The sequence below is a fragment of the Flavobacterium galactosi genome (assembly GCF_048158585.1).
Taxonomy (GTDB): domain Bacteria; phylum Bacteroidota; class Bacteroidia; order Flavobacteriales; family Flavobacteriaceae; genus Flavobacterium; species Flavobacterium galactosi.
Genome location: NZ_JBLNKV010000002.1, coordinates 13246 through 38277 on the forward strand (window position 1 = coordinate 13246; position 25032 = coordinate 38277).

General features: G+C 35.5%; 16 protein-coding genes and 2 pseudogenes. 17 read left to right on the forward strand and 1 reads right to left on the reverse strand.

The window, feature by feature from the left end; genetic code table 11:
• Positions 1–238: 238 nt before the first annotated feature.
• Positions 239–2668, reverse strand: a complete 2430-nt coding sequence (locus tag ACM55M_RS04255) for an aminotransferase class I/II-fold pyridoxal phosphate-dependent enzyme (protein ID WP_416856301.1) — start codon at positions 2666–2668, stop codon at positions 239–241.
• 223 nt (positions 2669–2891) lie between these two features.
• On the opposite strand from ACM55M_RS04255, the gene ACM55M_RS04260 reads away from it, so the two are divergent.
• The 17 genes and pseudogenes from ACM55M_RS04260 (at position 2892) to ACM55M_RS04340 (ending at position 25001) form a co-directional block, all read left to right on the forward strand.
• Positions 2892–3275 (forward strand): DUF7793 family protein, encoded by a 384-nt coding sequence (locus ACM55M_RS04260; protein ID WP_416856302.1) that lies wholly within the window; start codon positions 2892–2894, stop codon positions 3273–3275.
• A gap of 40 nt (positions 3276–3315) precedes the next feature.
• Entirely contained in the window at positions 3316–4236 is a 921-nt protein-coding gene (locus ACM55M_RS04265; RefSeq protein WP_416856303.1) for a helix-turn-helix transcriptional regulator, read from the forward strand.
• 384 nt (positions 4237–4620) lie between these two features.
• Positions 4621–5670 carry a MauE/DoxX family redox-associated membrane protein gene (locus ACM55M_RS04270; RefSeq protein ID WP_416856305.1) on the forward strand — a complete coding sequence of 350 codons (1050 nt, stop codon included), beginning with the start codon at positions 4621–4623 and terminating at the stop codon, positions 5668–5670.
• Complete coding sequence (locus ACM55M_RS04275) at positions 5642–5965, forward strand: alpha/beta hydrolase fold domain-containing protein (protein ID WP_416856307.1); 324 nt, start codon at positions 5642–5644, stop codon at positions 5963–5965. The genes ACM55M_RS04270 and ACM55M_RS04275 overlap by 29 nt, the downstream gene beginning before the upstream one ends.
• A 499-nt stretch (positions 5966–6464) precedes the next feature.
• On the forward strand, positions 6465–6908 hold the full coding sequence (locus ACM55M_RS04280; protein WP_416856308.1) for a ferritin-like domain-containing protein: 444 nt from the start codon (positions 6465–6467) through the stop codon (positions 6906–6908).
• Positions 6909–6955: 47 nt separating this feature from the next.
• A pseudogene (locus tag ACM55M_RS04285) lies at positions 6956–7042 on the forward strand (ferritin-like domain-containing protein); the annotation flags it as partial.
• A gap of 6 nt (positions 7043–7048) precedes the next feature.
• Positions 7049–8469 (forward strand): annotated as a pseudogene (tnpC, locus tag ACM55M_RS04290) (IS66 family transposase); the annotation flags it as partial.
• Positions 8470–9072: 603 nt separating this feature from the next.
• Positions 9073–9303, forward strand: a complete 231-nt coding sequence (locus tag ACM55M_RS04295; RefSeq protein WP_416856310.1) for a hypothetical protein — start codon at positions 9073–9075, stop codon at positions 9301–9303.
• Between the two features lie 849 nt (positions 9304–10152).
• On the forward strand, positions 10153–10674 hold the full coding sequence (locus ACM55M_RS04300; RefSeq protein ID WP_416856311.1) for a DUF4402 domain-containing protein: 522 nt from the start codon (positions 10153–10155) through the stop codon (positions 10672–10674).
• A gap of 113 nt (positions 10675–10787) precedes the next feature.
• Entirely contained in the window at positions 10788–11261 is a 474-nt protein-coding gene (locus tag ACM55M_RS04305; RefSeq protein ID WP_416856312.1) for a DUF4402 domain-containing protein, read from the forward strand.
• 94 nt (positions 11262–11355) lie between these two features.
• Entirely contained in the window at positions 11356–12174 is an 819-nt protein-coding gene (locus ACM55M_RS04310) for a fimbrial biogenesis chaperone (RefSeq protein ID WP_416856313.1), read from the forward strand.
• Between the two features lie 144 nt (positions 12175–12318).
• On the forward strand, positions 12319–17256 hold the full coding sequence (locus tag ACM55M_RS04315) for a hypothetical protein (protein WP_416856315.1): 4938 nt from the start codon (positions 12319–12321) through the stop codon (positions 17254–17256).
• A 670-nt stretch (positions 17257–17926) separates the two neighbouring features.
• Positions 17927–18688, forward strand: a complete 762-nt coding sequence (locus ACM55M_RS04320; RefSeq protein WP_416856316.1) for a LytR/AlgR family response regulator transcription factor — start codon at positions 17927–17929, stop codon at positions 18686–18688.
• Between the two features lie 63 nt (positions 18689–18751).
• The gene (locus ACM55M_RS04325; RefSeq protein ID WP_416856317.1) at positions 18752–21478 is read left to right on the forward strand and encodes a PAS domain S-box protein; all 2727 of its coding nucleotides are present in this window, start codon (positions 18752–18754) and stop codon (positions 21476–21478) included.
• A complete protein-coding gene (locus tag ACM55M_RS04330; protein WP_416856318.1) occupies positions 21475–21885 on the forward strand; it encodes a response regulator in 411 nt (136 codons plus the stop codon). Before ACM55M_RS04325 ends, ACM55M_RS04330 begins: the two co-directional genes overlap by 4 nt.
• Positions 21886–21999: 114 nt before the next feature.
• Positions 22000–24603, forward strand: a complete 2604-nt coding sequence (locus ACM55M_RS04335) for a PAS domain S-box protein (protein WP_416856319.1) — start codon at positions 22000–22002, stop codon at positions 24601–24603.
• Complete coding sequence (locus tag ACM55M_RS04340) at positions 24600–25001, forward strand: response regulator (protein WP_416856320.1); 402 nt, start codon at positions 24600–24602, stop codon at positions 24999–25001. Before ACM55M_RS04335 ends, ACM55M_RS04340 begins: the two co-directional genes overlap by 4 nt.
• The last annotated feature ends 31 nt before the right edge of the window (positions 25002–25032 follow it).

Below are 25032 nucleotides of genomic sequence, written 5' to 3' on the forward strand. Positions count from 1 at the left end.
AATAAATTCATGGGTACAGATTTTTGAAAAAATCAATTTCTTCCAATACAGTGTTGAAATCTTTTTTGCTCATTATCTCTTTTTAAGTCCGTTAATGTTTTGTTACACAATTTTATTCCGCTACCTGCCTTACTGAGTTTTACTTCATTTGCTTCCTGAATTTTATTGCAGATACCATTAAATACTTCAACCCTTTTTTTAAATATTCTTTTAAATATTAGTTGTCAATATGCTTTCGTCATTTTGCAATTGATTTGTAATCATTTTGCAAAGTATTCATAAGTTCCATTGCGTAATTGTCTCTTGCCTGAACATAAGCTACTTTTGGAATTATTTTAGCTCCTAATTTTCTTTTTTCAAAGGAGGCTGACACTCCAAAGTCAATTTTTTGAAACTGCAACTCATTAGCTCTTTTTATGGTTTGAAATAACAATTGTCTGTAGAGTTGGTATTCTTTTGCCCATTTATAATCCATACCTATTAATTCAGGGACATAGATATTATTCGTGTTTTTGTAGCAAAACATAATTCCTACGAATGGATTTTCGGTTTCTGCTTTCAATGCTAATACTATGAACTCCCAGTTTGGACTTTCATTCATATTTTCGAAAACTTCTTGGGTATATCGGAATGTATTGATAGCGTAATTATTATCTTTTACATTGTTGTAGAGTTGGTATGCTCTTGCTATTTCTGATTTGCTTAATTTATCTTTTATTGCAACGTCATAGCACTTCTCATAAGGTTCTATCTCTTTATTGAAATGTTTACGGGAACGGAGAGACAATGTTTTTGTAAACTCTTCGTATGAATACCAAACTTGGCTTTCAATTACACAGGATTCCGGCATGTCTATTTTGAAATAACCTTGGTCAATTATTGTTTTGTTGTAAATGTTGTCTTTTTCAAAATCTCTTAAAACTAACATATCTGCATTTAAGGAATTGTATTTTTCCTCTAATTTATCCAATAGTAGTTTCAAAGCTTTTTCTGCTAAAGGGTGTTCTTCATTGATGGAACAGTGTTTTCCTTCTGTAAATAGAGACCCCATACTCAATACTTTTGAGGTGAGGTATGAAGGATTGGTTTTTCTTATTTCTTCCAAATGGATGGAGACCGATTCAGTTGCCAGCATATCGTCTTTCCAAAGACCATAGGTAAAAAAAGTCATTAGTATTATGTTACCTCTATTGTCTTTAATAGTGTAATAGTAAAAATCCCATTGGTTTGTTGGATCCGGATGCTGGCTGAATGTATTCTCTAAATAAACCAGTCCTTCCCAATCGAAAATATTTTGCTTTCCAATGCATTGGTTCCATTCTGATTTTATGATATCCTGAATGGTATTTTTTTCTTCTATAAAAAGCTCCTGCTCTTTTGATTCGGAAATCTTTTCTACTTTTTTACTGTCAATTCCAAAAGCCTGTCTTATTTTGTTTTCGCTGTTATTTGTTTCTTCCAAAGCTTTATGGAAATAGTATTCCATTGCTTCGGCCAAAGCTGTAATGTCCTGTTGTTGATTGTGACTGGATAACGTAATTCTAATCCCAATATTCTTGATAGGTACAGCAGGATAAATCCCCAAATTCAGAAAAAAACCTTCCTTGAATAAACGATGCACAAAGTTATAGGCTGTTGCGGGTGTACCCATTCCCAAAAAGAAAACTGGCGAATCGTTTTTTGAAATTATTGGGAGGTTTCCTTGCGACAACAATTGGTTGAAGTAGGCAATTTTATCTGCCAAATCATTTTGTTTCAATTCTATTTCAGGAGATAAATGGATGTTTGCAGATGCAATTGCAGCCGCCACAGATGCCGGTTCTAACTGAGCGGAAAAGGTTAATGGTCCTCCAAAATTTTTAATTTTGTCCCTCAATTTCTGGTTTCTACAAAATACAGTTGCACCACTGGCTCCAAAGGTTTTGCTTAGTGTGCTCACCACAATACAGTTTTCTGGTAGTTCTTTGATAGCGTCAAAAATAAAACCGGTTCCGTTTTTGCCTTTCCAGCTCATTCCATGAACATCATCAAAATAAAGGTTAAGCTGTGTATATTTTTGGGTTAAAGCCAATAATTCCGGAATCGGTGCATAATCACCAAACATGGAATATACCCCATCAGCCATGTACCAAATTTTGTTGCATTTGGTGGTTAGCTGTCTGATTTTATCTTCCAACATATCCAGATTACTGTGCCGGATCATTTCCACCGGAATTCCTCGCAATTTTAAAAGTTGACAGGCATTTTGGACACTCCAATGTACTTGATGATCCAATATTACGGCATCTTCATCCCTAATGAGTGTTGGGATAATGGCTAAATGCCCCAGCGTACTGTTCTTGGTTATGATGGGTGGAATACTATACATTTGTTCGATTTTGCTTTCCAGTTCGCTGTAAAGTGGATGTGAAATGTATGATTTTGAAAGTGGGAATTGTGTACCATAATTGTGTATGGCTTGAATAGCAGCTTCTTTAAGTCTGTTATCCTGTTCTAACCCCAAATAACCAGTTGTTCCGAAATGAAACATTTCCTTTCCCTTGATTTGAATTGTTCTGCCTGTTAAAACTTTATCTTCCGCATATAAGTGTAATATGCCTTCTTTCTTTGCGTTCGAAAAAACTTCATCCACGGTATCGATAAAATTATTGTGCTTGATTTTTGCCATTTTTTAGTTGTTTTAATCGTTGTTGAAAAAATAGAATTCTAAAAGTCACTATAAAAAATGAAAGTTATTTCATCCAGTTATTCAATATTCCCAAATTGACAAGTCAAATTCCCGAATAGACAACAAATACATCAAATTGCAACAAATAATCCCAAATTGACAACTGCATTATTTATAAATGTTTTTAATTTTGTTAAATTAGAACCCTTTAAATTCATAAAACATGATTGCAGCCCATGATTTTTATGAGAATAACTATGCCCGATTTTGGATTGCCGATGGTATTCTCTTTTTTGAATATAAACCCAACACGATTATTGATTTGAAGGTGGCTCAGTGTGTAGTAACCGATAGAATTCATTTTCAAAATGAAATTTCTTTTCCTGTTTTGTGCGATATCCGAGGTGTTATTTCAACGGAGAAAGCGGGAAGAGATTATTTGGCTCAATCTGGCTCCATATTGACCCATGCAGTGGGTCTTATCGTGCATGAAAAAAAATCCTTAACGATTAGTACTTTCTATTTGCAGATTAGCAAGCCCACTGTACCCACAAAAATCTTCAATAAACAAGATGACGCATTGGCATTTCTGAAGCAGTTTATTTAGAGAAAAGAATGTAGAAAAAAAAGATAACATTAGAGTTACTATGGAAAGAGCACATGACCAAGAACGTATTGTTACCATGCATCAAATGCTGTTTGAGATGGCAAGAGGCAATTTTAACAGCCGTATCCCTTTAAGTCCGTATGATGACGAATTGGAGACACTTGTTATTTTAATTAACATGGTTGCCGAAGAAATGAAAGAGTCGATTTTTCATGTTGGTTATGTCAATACCCACAGTACTCATGAATTTATTACCCAAACCACTTTTGTTTTGGATGCCGCTTTTTTTATCAAAAGTTTTAGCCCAGAGGTTATTTCCTTTTTAGGTTATTCGGAATCTGATTTGATCGACCAGCCTTTGTCCAGTATTCTTACTGTTTCTTCTGTGGAGCAACTGCAAGAAGTGCTCCATGGAGGCATTAGCTTACCAGCAACAGTTCGCTTAGATTTTACCACTAAAGAGCATTTGCTTGTTTCTGTTTCCTGTAGTGTCGGAAAATTAATTAATAGAACGGAAATTATATTGAGTCTTGTTACACCTATTCATCAAGATTCCTACAATCCTATGGCCTATGAAAATGAATACGAGAAACAAATCAAAACCCGAAAAGCAGATGCGATTTTGATTCAGAAACTCTATGATTATATCTTAGCCCATCTTGAAGAACCACTTCCTCCATTAAAAGTACTTTCGCGTCAATTTGGCACAAATGAATATAAACTGAAAGATGGTTTTCGTCATTTTTTTAAGAGCAGTATTTATCAATTTTATAATGGCGAACGTTTGAAAAGAGCTTATTTCATGATTCAACATACAGGGATTCCTTTAAAAAATATTTCGGTCATGAATGGTTTTAATAATTATCCCAATTTTTCAAAATCTTTTAAAAAACGCTTCGGATTTTCACCATATGAACTGAAACGCAATGAAATTGGTTTCACTTCTTTACCAGAAGACTAAATATTCGAGTTAAATATCAATATTAAGTTTAATGAACTCAAACTTTGTTATCTTTTTTTTGGCATTCATGAATCTTCGATTTCAAGCCCGAATATTTATCTACCAAAAATCACGGCAAGGATTTCCCTATCGCGCCCCCCCAGCCACTCGTGTTTCACACTCGCTCGGGGGCACGCAAATCCTTGCCGTGATTTTTGGTAGATAAATATTAGGGCAACTAAAGTACGGTAGCGAGAATCTTCAATTTCAAGAAGGGAATTCGCCTCTGCTACTATTTAATCCTTTAATCATAATCCGTTTTGGTTAAGTTTTGCTCCCAAAATGACAAGTGTTTTGGTTTTGAATTTCAGAATTTTGCTTTGTGGAACTAAAACATATGAATCTATGAGATTGAATTCCAAAATACAAAACCTATTTTTAGAGTTTATTTGTTTGCTCTATATTCTTCTTTTTGTTTATGCAGCAGTCAGTAAATTATTGGATTTTGAAAACTTCCAAGTCCAGTTGGGACAGTCTCCATTGTTAAGTACTTTTGCCAGTTGGGTTTCTTGGTTGGTTCCAATTATTGAATTGATTCTAGCCTTGTTACTTTTTTTTCCTAAATGGCGTATGATTGCTCTTTTTGCCGCTTTCAGTTTAATGGTTATGTTTACGGCATATATTTACATCATTCTAAATTATAGCTCTTTTGTTCCCTGCTCCTGTGGAGGAATTCTTGAAAAATTAGGCTGGACGGAACATCTCATTTTTAATGTAGTTTTTATAATACTGGCAGCAGCGGGTATACTGATACTGGCCGGCGGTGTGCCACAGGTACATCGTATTTCGAAACCTGCTGCGCTCGCCAGTATTTTTTCACTTTCAACTTTTTTTAGTGTAGGCATCGTTGCAGTGTTGTTTATCTTATCCGAGGACATAATGCATCATCGGAATAATTTTGTTCGTCGTTTTGCGGGGAATGCAACAAAAGTTAATGAAATCGATCTCAAGTTTAGCTCCTATTATTTTGCAGGAATAGCCAATGACAAAATTTATCTGGGCAATTATACCCAACCTCTTTTGGTTACCACATTGGATACCCTTTTACACAAAAGAGAGAAATTTAAGATTCACCCCAGTCGGACCGATTTCCCTTTTCAATCTGTTCAGGTTCGTGTTTTACCCCCTAATTTTTATCTTATTGATGGACCTGTCCCTATAATTTTTAAAGGAAATATAAAGGATTGCAATGGGTCTGTGAAATGGAATGGGTCGACTACTTTTTCGCACTATCAACTTATTGATTCGCTTACATTGGCAATCCGTTCCAATGACAATTTAAAGGGCGAAAGTCAACTGGGATCTCTATATTTTGGGAACAAATCTAAAGCTCGTTTTAATGAAAATCTATTGCAGAAACAGATAGATGGCATTTTCGATGTGGATGTGGGATAATTATACAACCGACCCGAAACAACGTACGAAAATTTACACCGCACCTTTACAGGCTACAAGCAACCAGCTGAAAGGATTACCACCAGCATTGGTGCAAACCGCACAAAATGATATTTTAAGAGATGAAGGAGAAGCGTATGCCCGAAAACTAGACGAAGCGGGGGTAAAAGTTACTGCAAAACGCTATAATGGAATGATCCACGATTGGGGCTTGTTAAATCCAATAAGTACAATTCCCGGAACTAAATCAGCTTTATTACAAGCAGCATCTGAAATAAAAAAAGCATTAAAATAAAACTTGATTTTCTAACGATCGCTGCATGTTTTAATAAATTACCTTAAGGCGAGCACACAAAATTAATCGAGGGAAAGTTGACTTTTTAGTTTGATGAAAACCTAGTTTTTTAAACTTTTCTTTTTCGAAGTAGAGTTTTGAGGAATTAAACCCAAAAGAGATTAAATTTTGTGCTTAATATTTTTGGAGCTAAAGAGGACATTAAATTTTAACAATTATTATTTACAAAAACTTACTTTTTCAACACCGGAAAAACACCAACGATCCCGACAAATAACACAGGATTAACCAAAGAGGATGTAATGAAGAGTATGAAAAAGACAGGTGCAAAATGAACGCTTCATAAAACAATAAATGACAGCAAAAATTTAAACTTAGATACATAATTATAATCCTAACCCATTTGGGTGTCATTTATTTAAGTTTTAATATTCCCAAACCTAACACACCTACTGCATCATTTATTAATATCATTAGTAACCTTTTAATTGTGTAGATTATGAAAAATGTAGTAAAGATTCAAGAAGTAGAACCTTCCTATACTGACAGGAGGAAATTCCTTAAAATCAGCGGGCTCACTATTGTGGGTACAGGCTTATTATTAACCGGTTGTAACAAAGACGACGATATAATTCTTAGTCCTAACAGTACTAATTTAACATCAAAGTTTGGTTGTGGTCATTTCCCTGGGGTAAAGGATGGTGTATTTGATTTAGGAGGGAACGACTTAGGAGTATTGACCTATGCATACGCTCTGGAACAATTAGAAGCCGATTTTTATACTAAAGTCGTAAATGCTACGGGTTTTACAGCAAATTTTACAGCCGAAGACCAACAGGTGCTGACCGATTTGTATTATCATGAAGTCATTCACCGAGAATTCTTTAAAGCGGCTTTGAGTGGAGCACTTCCTAATCCAAAAAACAATTACTCCCTAATTTAGCTTTTGATTATGGCAGATTAAATTTCAGCAGCCGCGATCAGGTTTTAGCTACGGCTAAAGCTCTCGAAGATACAGGAGTTGCATCTTATAATGGTGCGGGAAGATTACTTTCAAACCCTGATTATTTACTATTGGCAGGAAAAATAGTTTCTGTTGAAGCTAGACATGCTTCAGCGATCAGAAGTCTGATAAATCCAAATTCTACAGATTTTGCCGGAGATAATGTCGCAGATCCTAGAACAGGGCTTGATATAAAGAAAAATCCTTCAGAAGTTCTTGAAGAACAAGAAGCAGTAATCAAACAAGAGATTACGTATTCTCGTGAAAAGAAAAAAGATCCAGGAAGAGCCAAACTACAAGAGCATTTACCAGTAGAAGAAATTGAAATACATCCAGAGGGAGATTTATCGGATAAGGTTTGTATTGAAAAAGAAACTACAGATGTTTTGGCTTATGTTCCCGGACACTTTAAAATCAAAAGATACATCCGTTACAAATATGCGACTAAGGATATCGAGAATCCCCAAATAACAATTGGAGTCTTACCTGATAGAGTTATCGACAAAGGAATACCCTCTGAAGGACTCTTAGCTAGCATTCTTGTTGATAAATATGTAGATCACTTGCCACTATATCGACAAAAGCAACGCTTTGCAAGAGAGAAGATCGAAATCGCTTCCTCAACCATAGAAGGTTGGACAGCTCAGAGTCTTGATGCTTTAAAGCCCCTATATGAAAAGCTGGTGATGGATATCAAAAACGAAGGCTATCTCCAAGTGGATGAGACCACCATCAAAGTGTTAGACTATAAGAAAAAGCAGTCAACATATTTAGGATACTACTGGGTTTATCATGCTCCTATATCCAAACTAGTAATGTTTGATTATAGCCCTACACGAAGTAGTAGTGCTGCATTACCTGTACTCAAAGATTTTAAAGGGTACCTGCAAACCGATGGGTATGCGGGATACAAAGCCTATGGAAAAAAGACAACGGTGACCCATTTAGGTTGCTGGGCTCATGCGCGTCGCGAATTTGAAAGATCTCTTGAGAATGATAAGCAAAGAGCTGAGCACGTATTATTGGAGATACAAAAACTATATGCTATAGAGCGTAAAGCTAAAGAAGACAAACAAAATCCTGAGCAGATTAAAGAGCTAAGGCTAAAGGAAAGTCTACCTGTTATTAATGAACTTGGTAAATGGATGTTTGTACAAATAAAAGCCACCTTACCCAAGAGTCAAATCGGGAAAGCATTAGCTTATTCACAGAGTAGATGGGATAATCTATCCGCTTATCTATATGATGAAATCTACAAATAGACAACAATCTAGTAGAAAATGCAATCAGACCGGTCTCTTTGGGTCGCAAGAATTATCTCTTCGCAGGATCACATGATGCTGCACAAAGAGGTGCTATGGCGTACACCTTTTTTGCTAACTGTAAAAAGCATAACGTAAATCCATTTGAATAGCTAAAGTATACTCTTGAGAATATACAGTCAATAAACCACAAGAACATATCGGATTTATTCCCTCACAATTGCAAGAAACTCATATAATCAAACAAGATCTGGTTCTTCTGAGCTTAAAGGGTCAATTCACTTTATCCAGAATAAGTGGCACAAATCGAACCGAAATATCCACTGGGCCATTGATCCAAGTTTTTACTCCACAATAGTGGTGACCTTTGCAGCGGAATACTCAAACTGTTCACTTTGCCCGGAATAGAATGTACAGTTTGCTCCGGAATCCACTTATTTAAACAAACAAGATGTGCTTGGTCGGACGCTTACATTGCAAAAAATAAAAATTTAATCCAGTTTCAAAGCAGCAAATTGATTACTATTTTTGTCGAAATACATTTGCATTGAAAATAGGCACTCTAAATATTTATGTGATTCAATCTATTTATAACATATCATTAAAACTATTTAATAACCGATTATACCTATTAAAAGACAGTTACTACTTCTCATTTTACATTTAAAAAATATTCCTTTTAATTTACATTATATTATTAGTCGCTGCAATTTAAATTAGTATAGACTAATGAATAACATTCCCTGTCTTATCTAACCTTTATGAATGAACAATACTTTTCAATTTTAATCTTAAAAATACAATCCTAAACAAAATTCACAGTTTGAATTTTAACCTCAAATATGAAAAAAACAAATATTCAATATAAAACAATCCTATTTGTGTTAGTTTTTACCATTGCTACTGTCACTGAAGCTTTCTGTACGCCACCACCACCTCCAGGTTTCGAGGAGCCTTCCGCATCAGTTACCGATTTATGTATGATTCCAATGGTTATTATAGGGATTATATGTACATTTTCTTTAGGAATTGCATTTAGAATTTCTTTTTATTCGAAAAAAAATAGGGCTTAATAATAAATTTAATATTTCAGTTTTTTATATTAAATAGATCTTTGGAAAAGCCCAATAAAATATTTTTACTGATATTTTATTATTAAGTAATAAAGATTAAAATTTAAATAATACTGACCAGCAAATTTGTTGTAAAAACAAACAAACAAACAAACAAACAAACAAACAAATAGTAAACCATTATTTTAACGATTACTTAAAGAACGTGTATTTTGAATTCAATAATAATATTTTATTTTTATTGAGTTACAAATTATTTATTAAAAATAAAAATTCATTCCTTTTAAATTCAGATTAGGACACTGTTTGTGCGGGAGGGGTGCAATTATAAAAAACTGCAATCCAAACTTTATATAATTCTATTTTATATCAAATCACTTTAATTATCAGTTATTGTTATTACATCTCTGTATTATTTCGTTTTAAAATAAAAAAAAATCTTTTTAATTTACATTGCAAGTGACGTTATGATACATCCCACAGATATGGATGATGTAATTGTAGCTGTTAATAAAATAGTCTAAACAAAGCAGAAGTTTTTTTTATTCTAAAAAATGCTTCTGCTTTGTTTTTGAAATCATTTATCCTTTAAAAATCAAATACATTTCTCTTTAATTGAACCTATAAAGCAGTTTTAATCTTTGCATAAGTCTAAATGTTTTTTTTACTCATTACCAAAAAACACTTTAATGACCAGTTAAGCCGGTTACTATCCAATTATTACTTTTCGTTTTAGATATAGAAAACAATTGTATCTATTTGCACTCTAATTAATAATCAATGGTTGGTTTTAATTATTGATATACAAAAACAAAAAAATATTTTTAACCCCCCAAATCCTTTTCTATTATGAAAAAAATTACTTCAATTATTGCAATCATTACCTTATCGATTGCCTTTTCAGCAACTGCTTCAGCACAAGTAACTGCAAACGCTCCTACAACGGCTACTATTGTGGCTCCAATTGCGATTGCTAAAAATGTAGATATGTATTTTGGTAACGTGGCAGTTTCAAGTACTGCAGGGACTGTGCTTATGACTGCTTCAGCTACCCCAACAAGAACTCCTTCTGGTGGTGTTACTTTACCAGCAGTCACAGGAACGCCTACTGCTGCTAAATTTACGGTATCAGGAGAGGGTGTATACACGTATGCGATTACGTTGCCTGCGGCTGCTCTTACGCTTACTAAAGCTACAACTCTCGAAACGATGACTGTTAGTACTTTTACCAGCACACCTTCTGCAACCGGTACTTTAACAGCTGGTTCACAAATTGTTTACGTTGGCGCAACACTTAACGTTACTGGTTCACAAGTTGCTGGTTTATATGCCAATACAACAGGTTTTGCTGTTACAGTAAATTATAACTAAATTCTACTAAAAAAAGGGTGTTCCATTTTTGGAGCGCCCTTTTTTTTTAGTTTTTTACTGTTGTTGCTTTTCCTGGCAAAACCCAAAGCGGAATCAATGAAACAAGGACTCCCATGAAAGAGAAAATTTTACTGCTGTTACTGTTTTTTTTACCCTTTGCCGGTTCTTTAATGGCGCAGGTTCCTATCTCCATTTCGAAAAACACAGACATGAATTTTGGTACTATAGCGGCTTCATCCGGTGGTGGCACAGTGCTTTTATCTACTTCAGGATCAAGAACTCCTTCAGGAGGGATAATCCTGCCCTCCTTTACCGGAACTGTTACTGCGGCTCAATTTACAGTAACTGGTGAGCCTGGTTATACCTATGCAATTACGTTACCCGCAAATTTCACACTTTCTGAATCCGAAGTTGGCCCTGCATCCATGGTTGTTAACGCCTTTACCAGCACACCTTCTGCAACCGGTATTTTAACAGCTGGAACACAGACTGTTTTTGTGGGAGCAACGTTAAATGTTGGAGCCTCACAAACCACAGGTTCCTATACCAATACCACAGGTTTTCAAGTGACGGTAAATTATAATTAGTCAAACTAAAAGGTCGTTTTACATACTTTTTTTTTTCATCTATACCTTTGCTGTCTATACTAAAATTGAGTACTAAACTAATGAATGACATCCCATGAAAGAGAAAATTTTACTGCTGTTACTACTGTTTTTATCCTTTGCCAATTCCTTAATGGCACAAGGGGATTTGATGATTTTTCCAAAACGTATCACCTTTGACGGCATCCAAAACAGGGTGCAGAATATAAACCTGTCCAATATTGGTAAAGATACTGCCACCTATAAACTGTCGTACAGCGAGATAAAAATGGATCAGGACGGCAAATTTATTGCTATTGAAGCACCGGAACCCGACCAGCGCTTTGCGTCTCCTTATTTGCGGTTTTACCCCCGCATGATTACGCTTGCCCCCAATGAATCGCAAACTGTAAAAATACAGCTAATAAAAACTAATGAACTGCAACAAGGGGAATACCGATCTCATCTTTATTTCCGTGCCGTGCCAAAAAACAAGGCTTTAGAGAAAGAAGATCCAACCCATAAACAAGAGGGCATGAGCATCAGTATAATACCGGTTTTTGGAATTTCGATTGCCAATATCATTACCATAGGAGAATCCACCACAGCGGTGACGCTTTCGAATTTGGCAGTGCAACAGTCCGAAGACGGCAGAACGCTTTCCCTGGATTTTAACCGCAGCGGCGACAGGTCCTGCTATGGCGACTTACAGGTCAACCATATTTCGCCCGAAGGAAAGACCACCCCCGCAGCCACCGTAAAAGGTTTTGCCGTGTACACGCCGGGAAATTTACGCCGAACCAAGATAAAATTGAGTACGGACCAAAAGACCGATTATACAAAAGGCCAGCTTCAGGTCATTTATTCCCCACAAAACAAAGGCACTAAATATGCTGAAGCCACCCTGCGTTTGTAACACCCTAAAATACATCACCCATGTATTCCTTAAAGGCAAGTTTATCTATTTTACTGCCCACCACAATAGCTGCTCTTGGACTGAATCCCTTAATTGCTGCCGCCTGTCTTACTGTAGATAGCGTATGGCCTGTTAAAATATATAATGGGTAAGTGTATTCAAAAAAAACATATTCCACTTAGCCAGTGGACTTCTTTCTTCGGATTGTTTACGTACAAGTCCGGCACCTTTTTATGTCTATTTTTTATCCTATTAGCAAGTTTGCATTCTTCTGCCAACGCTCAAGGACGCGACTGCGATGAAGTGCTGTTGTCGCTTCAGGTGAAATACATTGGCAGTACCGAGCTGCCTTCGATAATCTGTGGCAAGGAAGTGTATCTTTCTGTACCCACTATTTTTGATTTTTTACAGATTAAAAACACCACCAATACCAATTATAGCATCATTAAAGGTTTTTTTATCCTACAGGACAACGCTTTCAAAATTGATGAAAACGCTGGCCAGATCACCTATAAAGGCAGGGTAATTCTGCTACAACCGGGTGATTTAATTCGAACAACTACCAATTTATTCCTGAAAGCGTCTTATTTTAATACGATTTTTGAACTCGAAAATAACTTTAGCTTTAGAAATTTGTCGGTTTCTATGTCCTCAAAACTAGAATTACCGGCCATCAGAGAAGCCCGTATCATGCAGCTACGAGCCAATATCAACAAAATCAAAAACGAATTTACTGCCGATACAACCCTAGTCAGGGACAAACCCCTGTTTCACTTTGGAACCGTAAATTGGGCCGTGAATACCAACCAGCAAACCAATGGCGCCCACTCTGAAAGACTGCTTTTAAATTTGGGAGGCATGCTTGCCGGAGGGGAACTGACAAGCGCGCTTAACTACGGTAGCAATCAGCCTTTTGTATTAAAAAACCAATATTACCAATGGCGGTATGTCAATGAAAACAATAAATACATAAGCCAAATCACATTGGGAAAAATAGCCGCGTCGTCAACGGCTACTATTTTGTATCCGGTTGTCGGCGGACAAATCACCAATGCACCCACCCAAATCAGAAAATCTTTCGGCACCTATGCCTTAAGCGATCACACCCAACCGGACTGGATGGTGGAGCTCTATATCAACAATGTGTTGGTCGATTATATCAAAGCCGATGCTAACGGTTTTTTCTCCTTTAATGTTCCGCTGATGTACGGGCGCACTGAAATTTCGCTGCGGTATTACGGTCCTTGGGGTGAAGAACAGATTTCCGGTAAACAATTTGTGATTCCTTTTCAATTTCTTCCTGCCAAAAAAATGGAATACATCCTGAGTTCCGGACTAATCGAAGACGGCAAAAACAGTCTTTTTGCGAATGCAAAAGTAAACTATGGACTTTCTGACCGTATCACCATTGGAGGCGGTGTTGAATACGTTTCATCTTTAGTAAACCAAAAAATTATTCCTTTTTTAAATACATCAGTTCGGGTGGCACCCCAATTGTTTATCTCGGGAGGGTATTATCCTAATGTGATGTATAACGGGAAACTGAACTATACTGCCGCCAATAATCTCCGTCTGGAGGTGGATTATGCTAAATATGACAAGACCCAGCAGGCCATCCGTTTCAATTATTCCGAAATGCGCAAGGCGACGCTGTCCTTCCCGTTTCATACAGCTCATTTTTCGGGTAATTCCCGTTTGTCTATGGAGAAAAATTTGTTCAACACCACTAAATACACCACTTCAGAGCTTTTATTGTCTGGAACGGGCTATGGACTAAACTTTAATTTTACTACCAATTTATTTTATTCCGCTACCGGCAAACCGTTTATTTACAGCAACCTGTCCACTTCGCTCCGCCTCCCAAAAGGATTCGTTTTAATCCCTCAGCTACGATACGATTACAATGCTGACGGCATCACTTCATTGAGAGCCGAACTGAAAAAACAGGTGTTCAAAAAAGGCTTTGCTCAGGTTTCTTTTGATCAGAATTTCAAAACCAACAGCAGTTATCTGCAAATGGGTTTCCGATATGATTTCGATCATTTAAGCAGCAGTTTTTCGAGCAGTTTTACCAAAAATCAGGCTTCGTTTTCTCAGTCGGCCAGCGGCAGCCAGATTTATGAGCCCAAAGCAGATTTTATAGATTTTAATAATAAAGCAAGTGTAGGAATGGCAAGCATGAAATTCATTCCTTTTTTGGATACCAACGGCAATGGAAAACGAGACCCCAATGAACCTCCCGTAATTGGCATACAGATTCTAGTGAATGGCGGCGGCAGACAGATCAGTGCCAAAGACGGCAGCACGATTATTACCGGATTAGAGCCGTATATAAAAAACCATGTGGAACTCAACACCAACAGCATCAATAACATTGCGTGGCGAGTAACCAACAAAGCCCTAAATATTACACTAAACCCCAATCAATTAAAAATAATTGAAATCCCCGTTGTTGTAGTCGGAGAAATGGGGGGAACGGTGAACAGAAATGAAAATGGGAAACTAATTGGAACCGGCGGTTTGAAAATCAATATTTATGATAGTGATAATGTTCTGACCACCATTCTTTCGGAACCCGACGGGTATTTTAGTTTCCTGGGTTTAAAATCAGGCAGGTATTCGGCAAAAATAGATTCGCTGCAATTACAAAAATTACAGATGAAGGCAGCACCCGCCAGCGCAGCTTTTGAAATTAAGAATGGAGCGGATGGCGCCATTGTGGACAATCTTGAATTTGTGCTGCATAAAGGAAAAATTGAAAAATTGGATACTGAAATTATTCCATCGGATATTCCAGATAAACCAGCAGCTGTTACCGTTTCTAAAGTACCAACCGATTCCATAGCGCATGGCGAAAAAATCGTTTATCGTGTGCAATTGCTGTCCTCTAAAACGCAACTCGCGTTAAACCATCCTTGGTTCAAAAACAAGAAAGAAATAGTTGAATATGAATACCATGGTGTTTTCAACTATACTTGGGGCTCCAGCACCTCGCGTAGTGAAGCCAACAAAATTAAAAAGAAGTTACGTTCGGAAGGTTATGCTGATGCTTTTGTGGTCCTTTTTTATAAAAATAGAAGGATCAGCAGACAAGAAGCCGAAGCAATTAACAAAAAGAACGCAGCCATTCTGTTAGCAGCTGCTTCTATAAAATCACAATCCGGGATCTCCAACTCCGCTACTTTTGCAATCGATGCAAGTACAGAAGAACAACATGAAAGCAGTCCCGAAGAAGGATTAATTTATAAAACACAGCTTTTGGCTACCAAAACAAAAGTGGCGTTGACCGATCCTTTTTTCAAAGGGCTGAAGGAAATTAAAGAATACCTTCATAATGGATTGTATAAATATACGGTGGGCAGCAATGCATCGACCGGGGAAACGAACAAGCATAAAAATAAGCTGCGTTCCAGAGGATTCTTTGGCGCTTTTGTAGTGCCTTTTAATGACAATAAAAGAATAAGTGAGCAGGAAGCTAAAGTCCTTCGCAAAAAGAATACAGCTGTTCCGCTAGGGGCTGCCCCACAAGAAACAGCTGCCCCGGTCATAGAACCTGTAATTCCAGTTATCGATTCAGTTACACCGCAACTATCTGAAAATACCATCGAAGAAGGGCTAATTTTTAAGACCCAGGTTTTGGCTTCCAAAAAGAAGATGGCTTTGACAGATCCAATTTTTAAAGGATTAAAAGGCTTGAAAGTATACCTGCATAAAAAATTGTATAAATACACGATCGGTATCAGCAAATCATTGGCAAAAGCGAACAAGCTAAAAAACAAATTGCGTTCCAAGGGATTCTATGGGACTTTTGTGGTACCCTTTTATCATCAAAAAAGGACAAGCATGGAAAAAGCCGATGTGATCAATAAAAAAAATGCGGCTGATTTATTAGAAGCTGCTTTTCAAAAATCACAAGTAGACCATCCCGATACGGTTGCTGATAAAGAAGATCAGTATGGAAACAGTCCGGAAGAAGGATTAGTTTTCAAAAACCAACTTCTGGCTTCAAAAAAGAAAAAGGCTTTATCTGATCCGATTTTCAAAGGTTTGAAGAGCGTAAAAGAGTATAAACATAAGGGAATGTATAAATACACCATCGGTAACAGCAAATCGATAGCGGAAGCAGATGAGATTAGAAAGAAGCTGCGCTATCAGGGATTTCCTAAAGCCTTTGTAGTCCCTTTTTATAATGAAGTGAGAATTAACTCCGGCAAAATTACCGGCGTAGTTTTCTTTAAAAGTGAAAATTTAGATGGGATTGGCGGAATCAGAGTCCATATTTACGACTCTAATAATACAATGACAACCTCCACCCTTTCGGAAGCGGACGGAACTTTCACGGTTCTGGGCTTAAAGTCGGGAGATTACACCGCGCAATTAGATAGCGAGCAATTAGAGGAAGCACAAATGACTGTAAAGGTCCCGGTTCACCGATTCAGTATTGCCAGTGATAATGGAGATGCTAAAGCTAAACTGAAGTTTTTATTGGAAACAAACGACAATAAATACCAAAAGCCTGATGCAAACGGCGATAAAATAATTTCCCAAAAAGGGCTGGCTTTCAAGGTTCAGCTAATGACTTCAAAAAAGAAACAATCTTTATCCTCTAACTCATTTAAAACCTTAAAAGGAATTGAAATGTATCAGCATGAAGGTTTGTACAAATACACTTGGGGAGAAGCCAATACCGTTGATGAAATCAGAAAAATAAAAAGAGATCTTCAGGAACTCGGGTTTAAAAATGCTTTTATAGTTCCTTTTTACAATGGGGAAAGAATGAGTTTACAAGAAGCTGTAGGTGAGGTTTCGCTGAAGATGTATGGTAATTTATACGAGTTGGGAGGCATCAAAATAAATATTTATGATGACAACAATATATTTGTCACCTCATTGCTTTCAAAATCCGACGGCCATTTTAGTTTTCTTGGGTTGCGTCCCGGAAATTACACCGCAGCATTAGATCGCACGCAATTGGATTATTTGAACATGGGTTCTAATTCTGATTCTTTCCGATTCACTATTGGCATCAATAGTGATGGAGACGTTGCTAAACAACTAAAATTTATACTGCATCCAAAATAAGTATCTAGACAAGCAGCTTTAAACCAAACTTTCAATATTAAAGGTCGTAATACAGCATTAGGTTTCATTTTAAAAAAGGCAACCATTCCGTCAAAAAAAGGCACACACTTACAATCAATCACATAAATATAACCTATTCAAAGTGAATGACATAGTAGTTGTTATTACATAAGAAAATAAAGGGAGCCTGAAAAAAAATTACTGATATAATACTAACCCACATAACGAATATTAAAATCGACACAAATATCATGAATCGGGGTCTAATCTGTCCTCTGGTAAAATGGGATTAATCTGATGAATTTCAAAAAGTGATGTCCGATCAATAATTATACTGAAGGTCAGCTAGCCTGCCTCAACAATAGTATTTATTTTAAATGAAGTAGTAATTAATGAAGTAGTAATTATCGAAAATGACCCCACCGATTTGGAGTGAATTCAATATCAATACAATCACAATAAAGGGTATTACATCTCACTTATGCTTAAATACCGGACGATTATTACTTTTGTTTTTAAAAAAAAAAAATACTTACCGTATAATAAATTAATATATTACTTTAAAAAAGTTAAAATTTGACACTTGTTATTTACATAAACCATTAAGAATGAATATTCTAAATTATGCATTTATATTGTTAATTGAACCTTTAACTGCAAATTCCAGCCTATGACGCCTATTAATGCAATAATCATAACCGAAGAAAAAGACACTTTAATAATTTTAAAAAAATTTGAAGAAGAAAACTTTATGATTATAAAAATAATTGCTGACGCATTATCCACAATCGCCGGAATAAATATAATAAAGTTGACAAAACCAGACGTCATTTTCTTAGATATTATATTAAAAGATGATACTTTTTTTGAAATGCTCGAACAATTAGAATTTAGTATTCCAAAATTGATATTCATCTCAGAACAAGAACATTATGCTGTAAAAGCATTTAAGCACAATGCAATAGATTTTATCTTAAAACCAATCGATTTTAATGCTATTATTCTAGCCGTTTACAAAGTAATTAAAAGAATTGAAATGGAGTGTTCTTATCAAAATCAAAAAATTAATAACATTAATATTTTGAACTCTTTTAATCAAAATAATGAATATTTAGCTGTTTCGTCATTAGATAAAATTGAACTGATCCACATGTCGGAAATAATTTTTTGTAAAGCAGATGGAAAATACACTTATTTTTTTCTACTTAATGGTAAAAAAATAATGTCCAGTAGAAATTTAGGGGAATACAGTAACATTCTTGACAACAACTATTTTTTTAGAATCCATCATTCTTTCATTATTAATCTTCGGCATATCTCTAAAATTTCAAAAAAAGATGGTTATTTCTGTGAATTTTCAAATGGAACTATTTTACCTGTGGCCAAAAGACGACAGGAGGATTTCAATAAATTTATAAAGCTTAAAGAGTAATATAACACATTATAAATTTTGAGTTTTTCTTCCCAAAAACTATTTTAAAAAGTAATAATACTCATGAAAACTAAAATATTAATTGTCGAACACGATCCCTCTGATATTGAATTGATTCAACACGAATTAAAAAAGGGGAATGTCAATTATATATCAGAAATGGTGCAGACAGAAAATGAATATGAAAAGGCACTTCATAATTTCAAACCAGATATCATCCTATCAAATTATACTTTTCCTTATTTTGATGGGGCTACTGCATTTAAGTTAAAGAAAAAGTTAGCACCAAAAACGCCATTTATTTTTGTTACCGAATCCATTGGTGAAGAAAAGGCTATTAAACTTATTAAAAAAGGAGTTACAGATTTAGTGTTAAAAAAAAACCTTTCTAATTTAACCACTAAAGTAAACCGCCTATTGAAAGAGTCTACATTAAGCACAAAAACACCAACTGTAGTTGAAAAAATATTAGATTCATCTTTAAATATAAACTATTCCATAACCAAGGAAACTCCGAAGAAAAAAAAATTAGAAAAAGCTTCCAAAATTGAAAAAGAGTGGTTTTATGATTTGTTTTTGCAAGCTCCTTTCTCCATGGGGATCTTAAAGGGTCCAAACCATGTATATGAAATGGTAAACAGGTTTTACTTAGAATTAATTGGTAAAAAAGATATTATTGGTAAATCTGTAAAAGAAGTACGACCAGAAATTGTAGCGAATGGGCTTATTGAAATATTAGATCAAGTATATAAAACAGGTATCTATTTTTCAGCTAATGAAGTGCTTATAAAACTGGACAAAGAGAATAATGGGGAAATTGTTGACATGTATGCAAATTTCTTATATCAGGCACATAGAAATAAGGAAGGCAATATTGACGGTGTTTTTTTCATTGCCGTAGATGTATCCGAACAAGTCATATCCCGAAAAAAAATAGAAGCAAATGAAAACCGCTATGAAGAAATCCTTCAAAATTTACCCATGGCAACCTATTCCTGCGATGCAGAAGGACATATAATAAAATACAATAAAGCAGCGACGGTCTTATGGGGTAGAGAACCTGAAATAGGAAAAGATATGTGGTGCGGATCCTGTACTATTTATGATATGGATGGTAATCCAATTCCACTTGATTCATGTCCAATGGCAGTAGTGCTAAGGGAAGGAAAAGTAATAGTTGGCGAGGAAATAATTATCGAACGTCCCAATGGGGAAAAGCGAAATGTGGCATCATACTCAATACCCTTTATTGATGTTGAAAGCCAGATAACAGGAGCTATTAATGTGCTGACTGATGTTACGGAAAATAAAGTGGCACAGCAAACCCTGAAAGAAAGTGAAAAAAAATACCGCCAGATCGTAGAAACCGCCCAAAAAGGAATATGGCTAGTTGATGAAAATTACTTAACCAGGTTTGTTAATAAGAAAATGGGGGAAATTCTTGAATATACCCGAGAAGAAATGATAGGGAAAGATATTTATTTTTTTATGGATGATAGGGGTAATCAAATTGTAGAAAGATTACTACTCAGGAGAGAGGAAAAATATACTAGACAGAGTCGATTTAAATATATCTCAAAATTTGGAAAAGAAGTCTGGACTCATATTTCTACAAATCCACTTTTTGATGAAGCGGGTATTTATAAAGAAAGTTTGGCTATGGTTACCGACATTACTGAAAGTAAAAAAGCAGAACTAAATCTTAAGCAACTAAATAAAGAGCTTACCTATTATAAATATGCATTGGATGAATCATCAATAGTAGCAATTATAGAGCATAAAGGAATTATCAAACATGTAAATGATAACTTCTGTAAAATCTCAAAATACAGCCGGAAAGAATTAATAAATCAGGATTATAGCATTATCAGTTCAGAATATCATTCTAAAGAATTCTTTCAAAGTATCTGGAAAACTATGGCAAATGGAAAACTATGGAAAGGGGAAATCAAAAATAAAGCAAAAGATGGAACTATTTATTGGGTAGACACTACCATTACCCCCTTTCTGAATGAAGAAGGCAAACCCTATCAGTTTGTTGTTACCCAATTCGACATTACCGCACATAAAAAAGCAGAACAAAATCTTGAACAGAAGAATAAAGAACTTATCAAAACAAATACAGAACTGGATCGATTTGTTTACAGCGTATCGCACGATTTGCGTTCCCCACTAACGTCCATTCTTGGGCTGATTTCTTTTATAGAAGAAGAAAGCCAAGAAGCAGATACCCTTGAACATATAATTATGATTCGCAATAGCATCAATCGCTTGGATGAATTCATTAAAAACATTCTCAACTATTCTCGAAACAACCGCATGGGGCTGGAAATAGAAAAAATTTCTTTACAGAAAACAACTGTTGACATTGTGGATTCACTTCGCAGTATGAAAGAGGCGAAAGGAATTCATTTTGAAATTGACATCAAGGAGCAACAGCCGTTTTATTCCGACAAGCTACGCTTTAATACCATATTGGAAAATCTTATTTCCAATGCTATAAAATACCATCAGAAAGACAAATCAGGCAGGTATATAAAAATAACAGGACAATCAGATCATGAAAAACTGCAGTTCAGTATAGCCGATAACGGTATCGGGATAGCATCAGCACATCAAACTAAAATATTTGATATGTTTTTTCGCCTGTCAGGTAACAAAGATGGATCCGGCATTGGGTTATATATCGTAAAGGATACTGTTGGGATATTGCAGGGCACCATTCAGATTCAGTCGGAAGAAGGTGTTGGAACGGACTTTATTATTACATTAAAAAATTTGAAAAAATGACAAACGAATTAAAACCAAAATTTGAAAGAGTAATGATTATCGATAACAACATCATAGACCTTTATATCTCATCACGAATGATTACCAAAAACAATTTTGGAAAAAAAGTATTAGAGTATTCGGTTGCAAAAGAAGCTCTAAAATATTTGCAGGATAATCAGGAAAATATTCCCGTGCTGCCGCAGATAATTTTTGTAGATATATACATGTCTGAGATGTCAGGGTTCGAATTTTTAAAGGAGTATGATAATCTATCATTTGCTTTAAAAAACCATTGCAGGGTGTTCATTATTTCATCAACAATTAATGATGATGACATAGCCCAGGCACGCAGTGATAAAAACGTAGTCGCCTTTCGGGTTAAACCCATTATAAAAGAATTCCTTGACCGTATTATTGCACATTAAAACCCTATTAATAGTTTATAATCCAAAAATAAAAGATTGAAAATTAATAAATTCAAACAGTTTCCAATATATAGGTTGTTTTCCTAAAAACGATCTTAAAATTTAATGACGCCTATGAAAACTAAAATATTAATTGTCGAACATGATCCCACTGATATTGGATTGATTCAACATGCGTTGAAAATTGGCAATTTAAATTATATCGCGGAAATTGTACAAACAGAAAAAGATTACAAAAAAAAACTACGTAATTTCAAACCAGATATCATACTTTCAAATTATACTCTCCCGTCTTTTGAAGGTACTATTGCATTTGAGTTAAAAGAAAAACTGCTGCCAAGAACGCCGTTTATTTTTATTTCGGAATCCATCGGTGAAGAAAATGAGGTCGCGCTGATAAAAAACGGAGCCACCGATTTTGTGCTAAAAGAGCGACTTGAAACTTTAGCCGATAAAATAAACCGCGCATTGAAAGAGGCTGCACAAACTAAAAAAGAATTAATCGATGTAAAAAAAGTAATGGATTACTCTTTAGATGTGATCTGTACCGGTGATCAGCAAGGAAATTTTGTTCACATAAGTACTTCATCGGAAAGCCTTTGGGGGTACAAGCCCGAGGAATTAATTGGCAAAAATTATATAGATTTAGTATTCCAAGCAGATGCTGAAAACACCAAAAATTCGGATTCGGATGTTAAAATCGGAGTGCCGGGAACTATGTTTGAAAATAGATACATCCATAAAAACGGGAGTATTGCCAAAGATCCAACGAAGAAAATAAAACTGGAAAAAGCTTTTGGAGTGGAGAAACAACGCTTTCAGGATTTGTTTTTACAGGCGCCTTCCTGCATGGGGATTTTAAAGGGACCCAACCATGTATATGAATTGACCAATGAGCATTATTTGCATTTAATTGGTAAAAAAAATATCATTGGCAAGACGGTAAAAGAAGTCTTGCCAGAACTGGAAGCGCAGGGCATTTTCGAATTTTTAGATACCGTATTTCAAACCGGTGAAACCTTTTCAGCCGATGAAATGCTGGTAAAATTTGATTTCCATGGAAACGGAAAACTGGTGGATACCTATTTGAATTTTATCTGCCAGGCGCACAGAGATATTAATGGCACTATTGATGGCATTTTTTTCTTTGCCAATGATGTAACGGAACAGGTATTATCCCGCAAAAAAATAGAAGAAAGCGAAAAACGACATCGATCTCTCTTTGAAAACAATCCCGTCCCGATGTGGATAACGGATTTAAAAACGTTTAAATTCCTGGACGTAAATAAAATGGCCATCCTGCAATATGGATACAGCCGGGAGGAATTCCTTTCTATGACTGCAATAGACATAAGACCGGAAGAGGAACAAGAATCGTTTAGACAATATAATAAATCTTTTGAATATGACCCCACAAATTTCAATAAGGGAATTTGGAATCATCAGAAGAAAGACGGAACTATTTTTCCGGCTGAAATTAATGCGCATGAAATCATTTATGAAGGAGGCCCGGCACGGTTTATTCTTTCAAACGACATCACCGAACGTAAAAAAGCAGAAGAAAGCCTTTTACAAAGTGAATCCAGATTAAAAGACGCACAGGCAATAGCACGTCTCGGCGGTTGGGAGCTCAATTTTGAAACAGGAATAGCTTTGTGGTCTGATGAAACATGCCGTATTTATGGACTTTCGCCCAAGGATAACAAACAGTCATATTCTAACTGGATATCTTTTATCCATCCTGACGATATGGATAATGTAATGACAATAGTTAATGAATCTCAAAGAACATTAAGTAATAGTGTTTTAAATAACCGAATCATTTTGAAAGATGGGACAATAAAACACATCGATTCAGAATGCAGGTTTGAATTTGACCAAAACGGAAAACCGATCGGTTTATTCGGTATAGCACATGATGTAACCGAAATAAAATTGGCCAAATTACAACTCGAGCAGCAAAATAAAGAACTTGCTTTTCAAAACGAGGAAAAAGAAAACCGTACAATAGAATTATCCATTACCAACAAAGAACTCATCAAAACCAACACTGAACTGGATCGTTTTGTATACAGCATCTCTCATGATTTGCGTTCCCCGCTTACCTCTATTCTAGGGCTGATTTCTTTTATTGAAGAAGAAAGCAAGGAAACGGATACTCTTGAACATGTAAAGATGATTCGTAACAGTATAAACCGCCTGGATGAATTTATTAAAAACATTCTCAGTTATTCTAGAAATAAACGCACTGGATTGGAAGTAGAAAAAATTCCGTTACAGAAAACTGCTGCTGATATTGTGGATTCACTTCACAGTATGAAAGAGGCTAAAGGAATTGTTTTTGAAATTGACATCAAGGAGCAACAGTCATTTTATACGGACAGGCTGCGCTTTAATACCATTCTGGAAAACCTTATTTCCAATGCCATAAAATACCACAAGAAAGAAGAATCGGGCAGATATGTAAAAATAATTGGGCAGTCAGACCATAAAAAGCTACAGCTCAGCATAACCGATAATGGTATCGGGATAGCGCCAACGTATCACACTAAAATATTTGATATGTTTTTTCGCCTGTCAGGTAAAAAAGATGGATCCGGCATTGGGTTATATATTGTAAAGGATACTGTTGGAATATTGCAGGGCACCATTCAGATTCACTCGAAAGAAGGTGTTGGAACTGTCTTTATTGTTACGTTAAAAAATTTAAAACCATGATAGAAGAATTACATCCTAAATTTAAAAAAGTAATGATTATTGATGACAACTTCATTGACCTTTACATCTCATCACGTATGATTACCAAAAATAATTTTGCAAAAATTGTCTTAGAATATTCAGCTGCAAAAGAAGCCCTAAAATATTTACAGGACAATCAGGACAATATTTCTGTTTTACCTCAAATAATTTTTATAGATATATACATGCCGCTCATGTCGGGATTTGAATTTTTGGAGGCTTATGATAAACTGCCAACCAATTTAAAAAAACATTGCAAGGCATTCATTATTTCATCAACCATCGATGATGATGACATCGCCCGTGCAAACGGTGATAAAAATGTAGTTTGCTTTCAGGTAAAGCCTATTAATAAGGAATTCCTTGATCGTATTTAACTGGACTAATAGCCTATATTTTGACTATAAT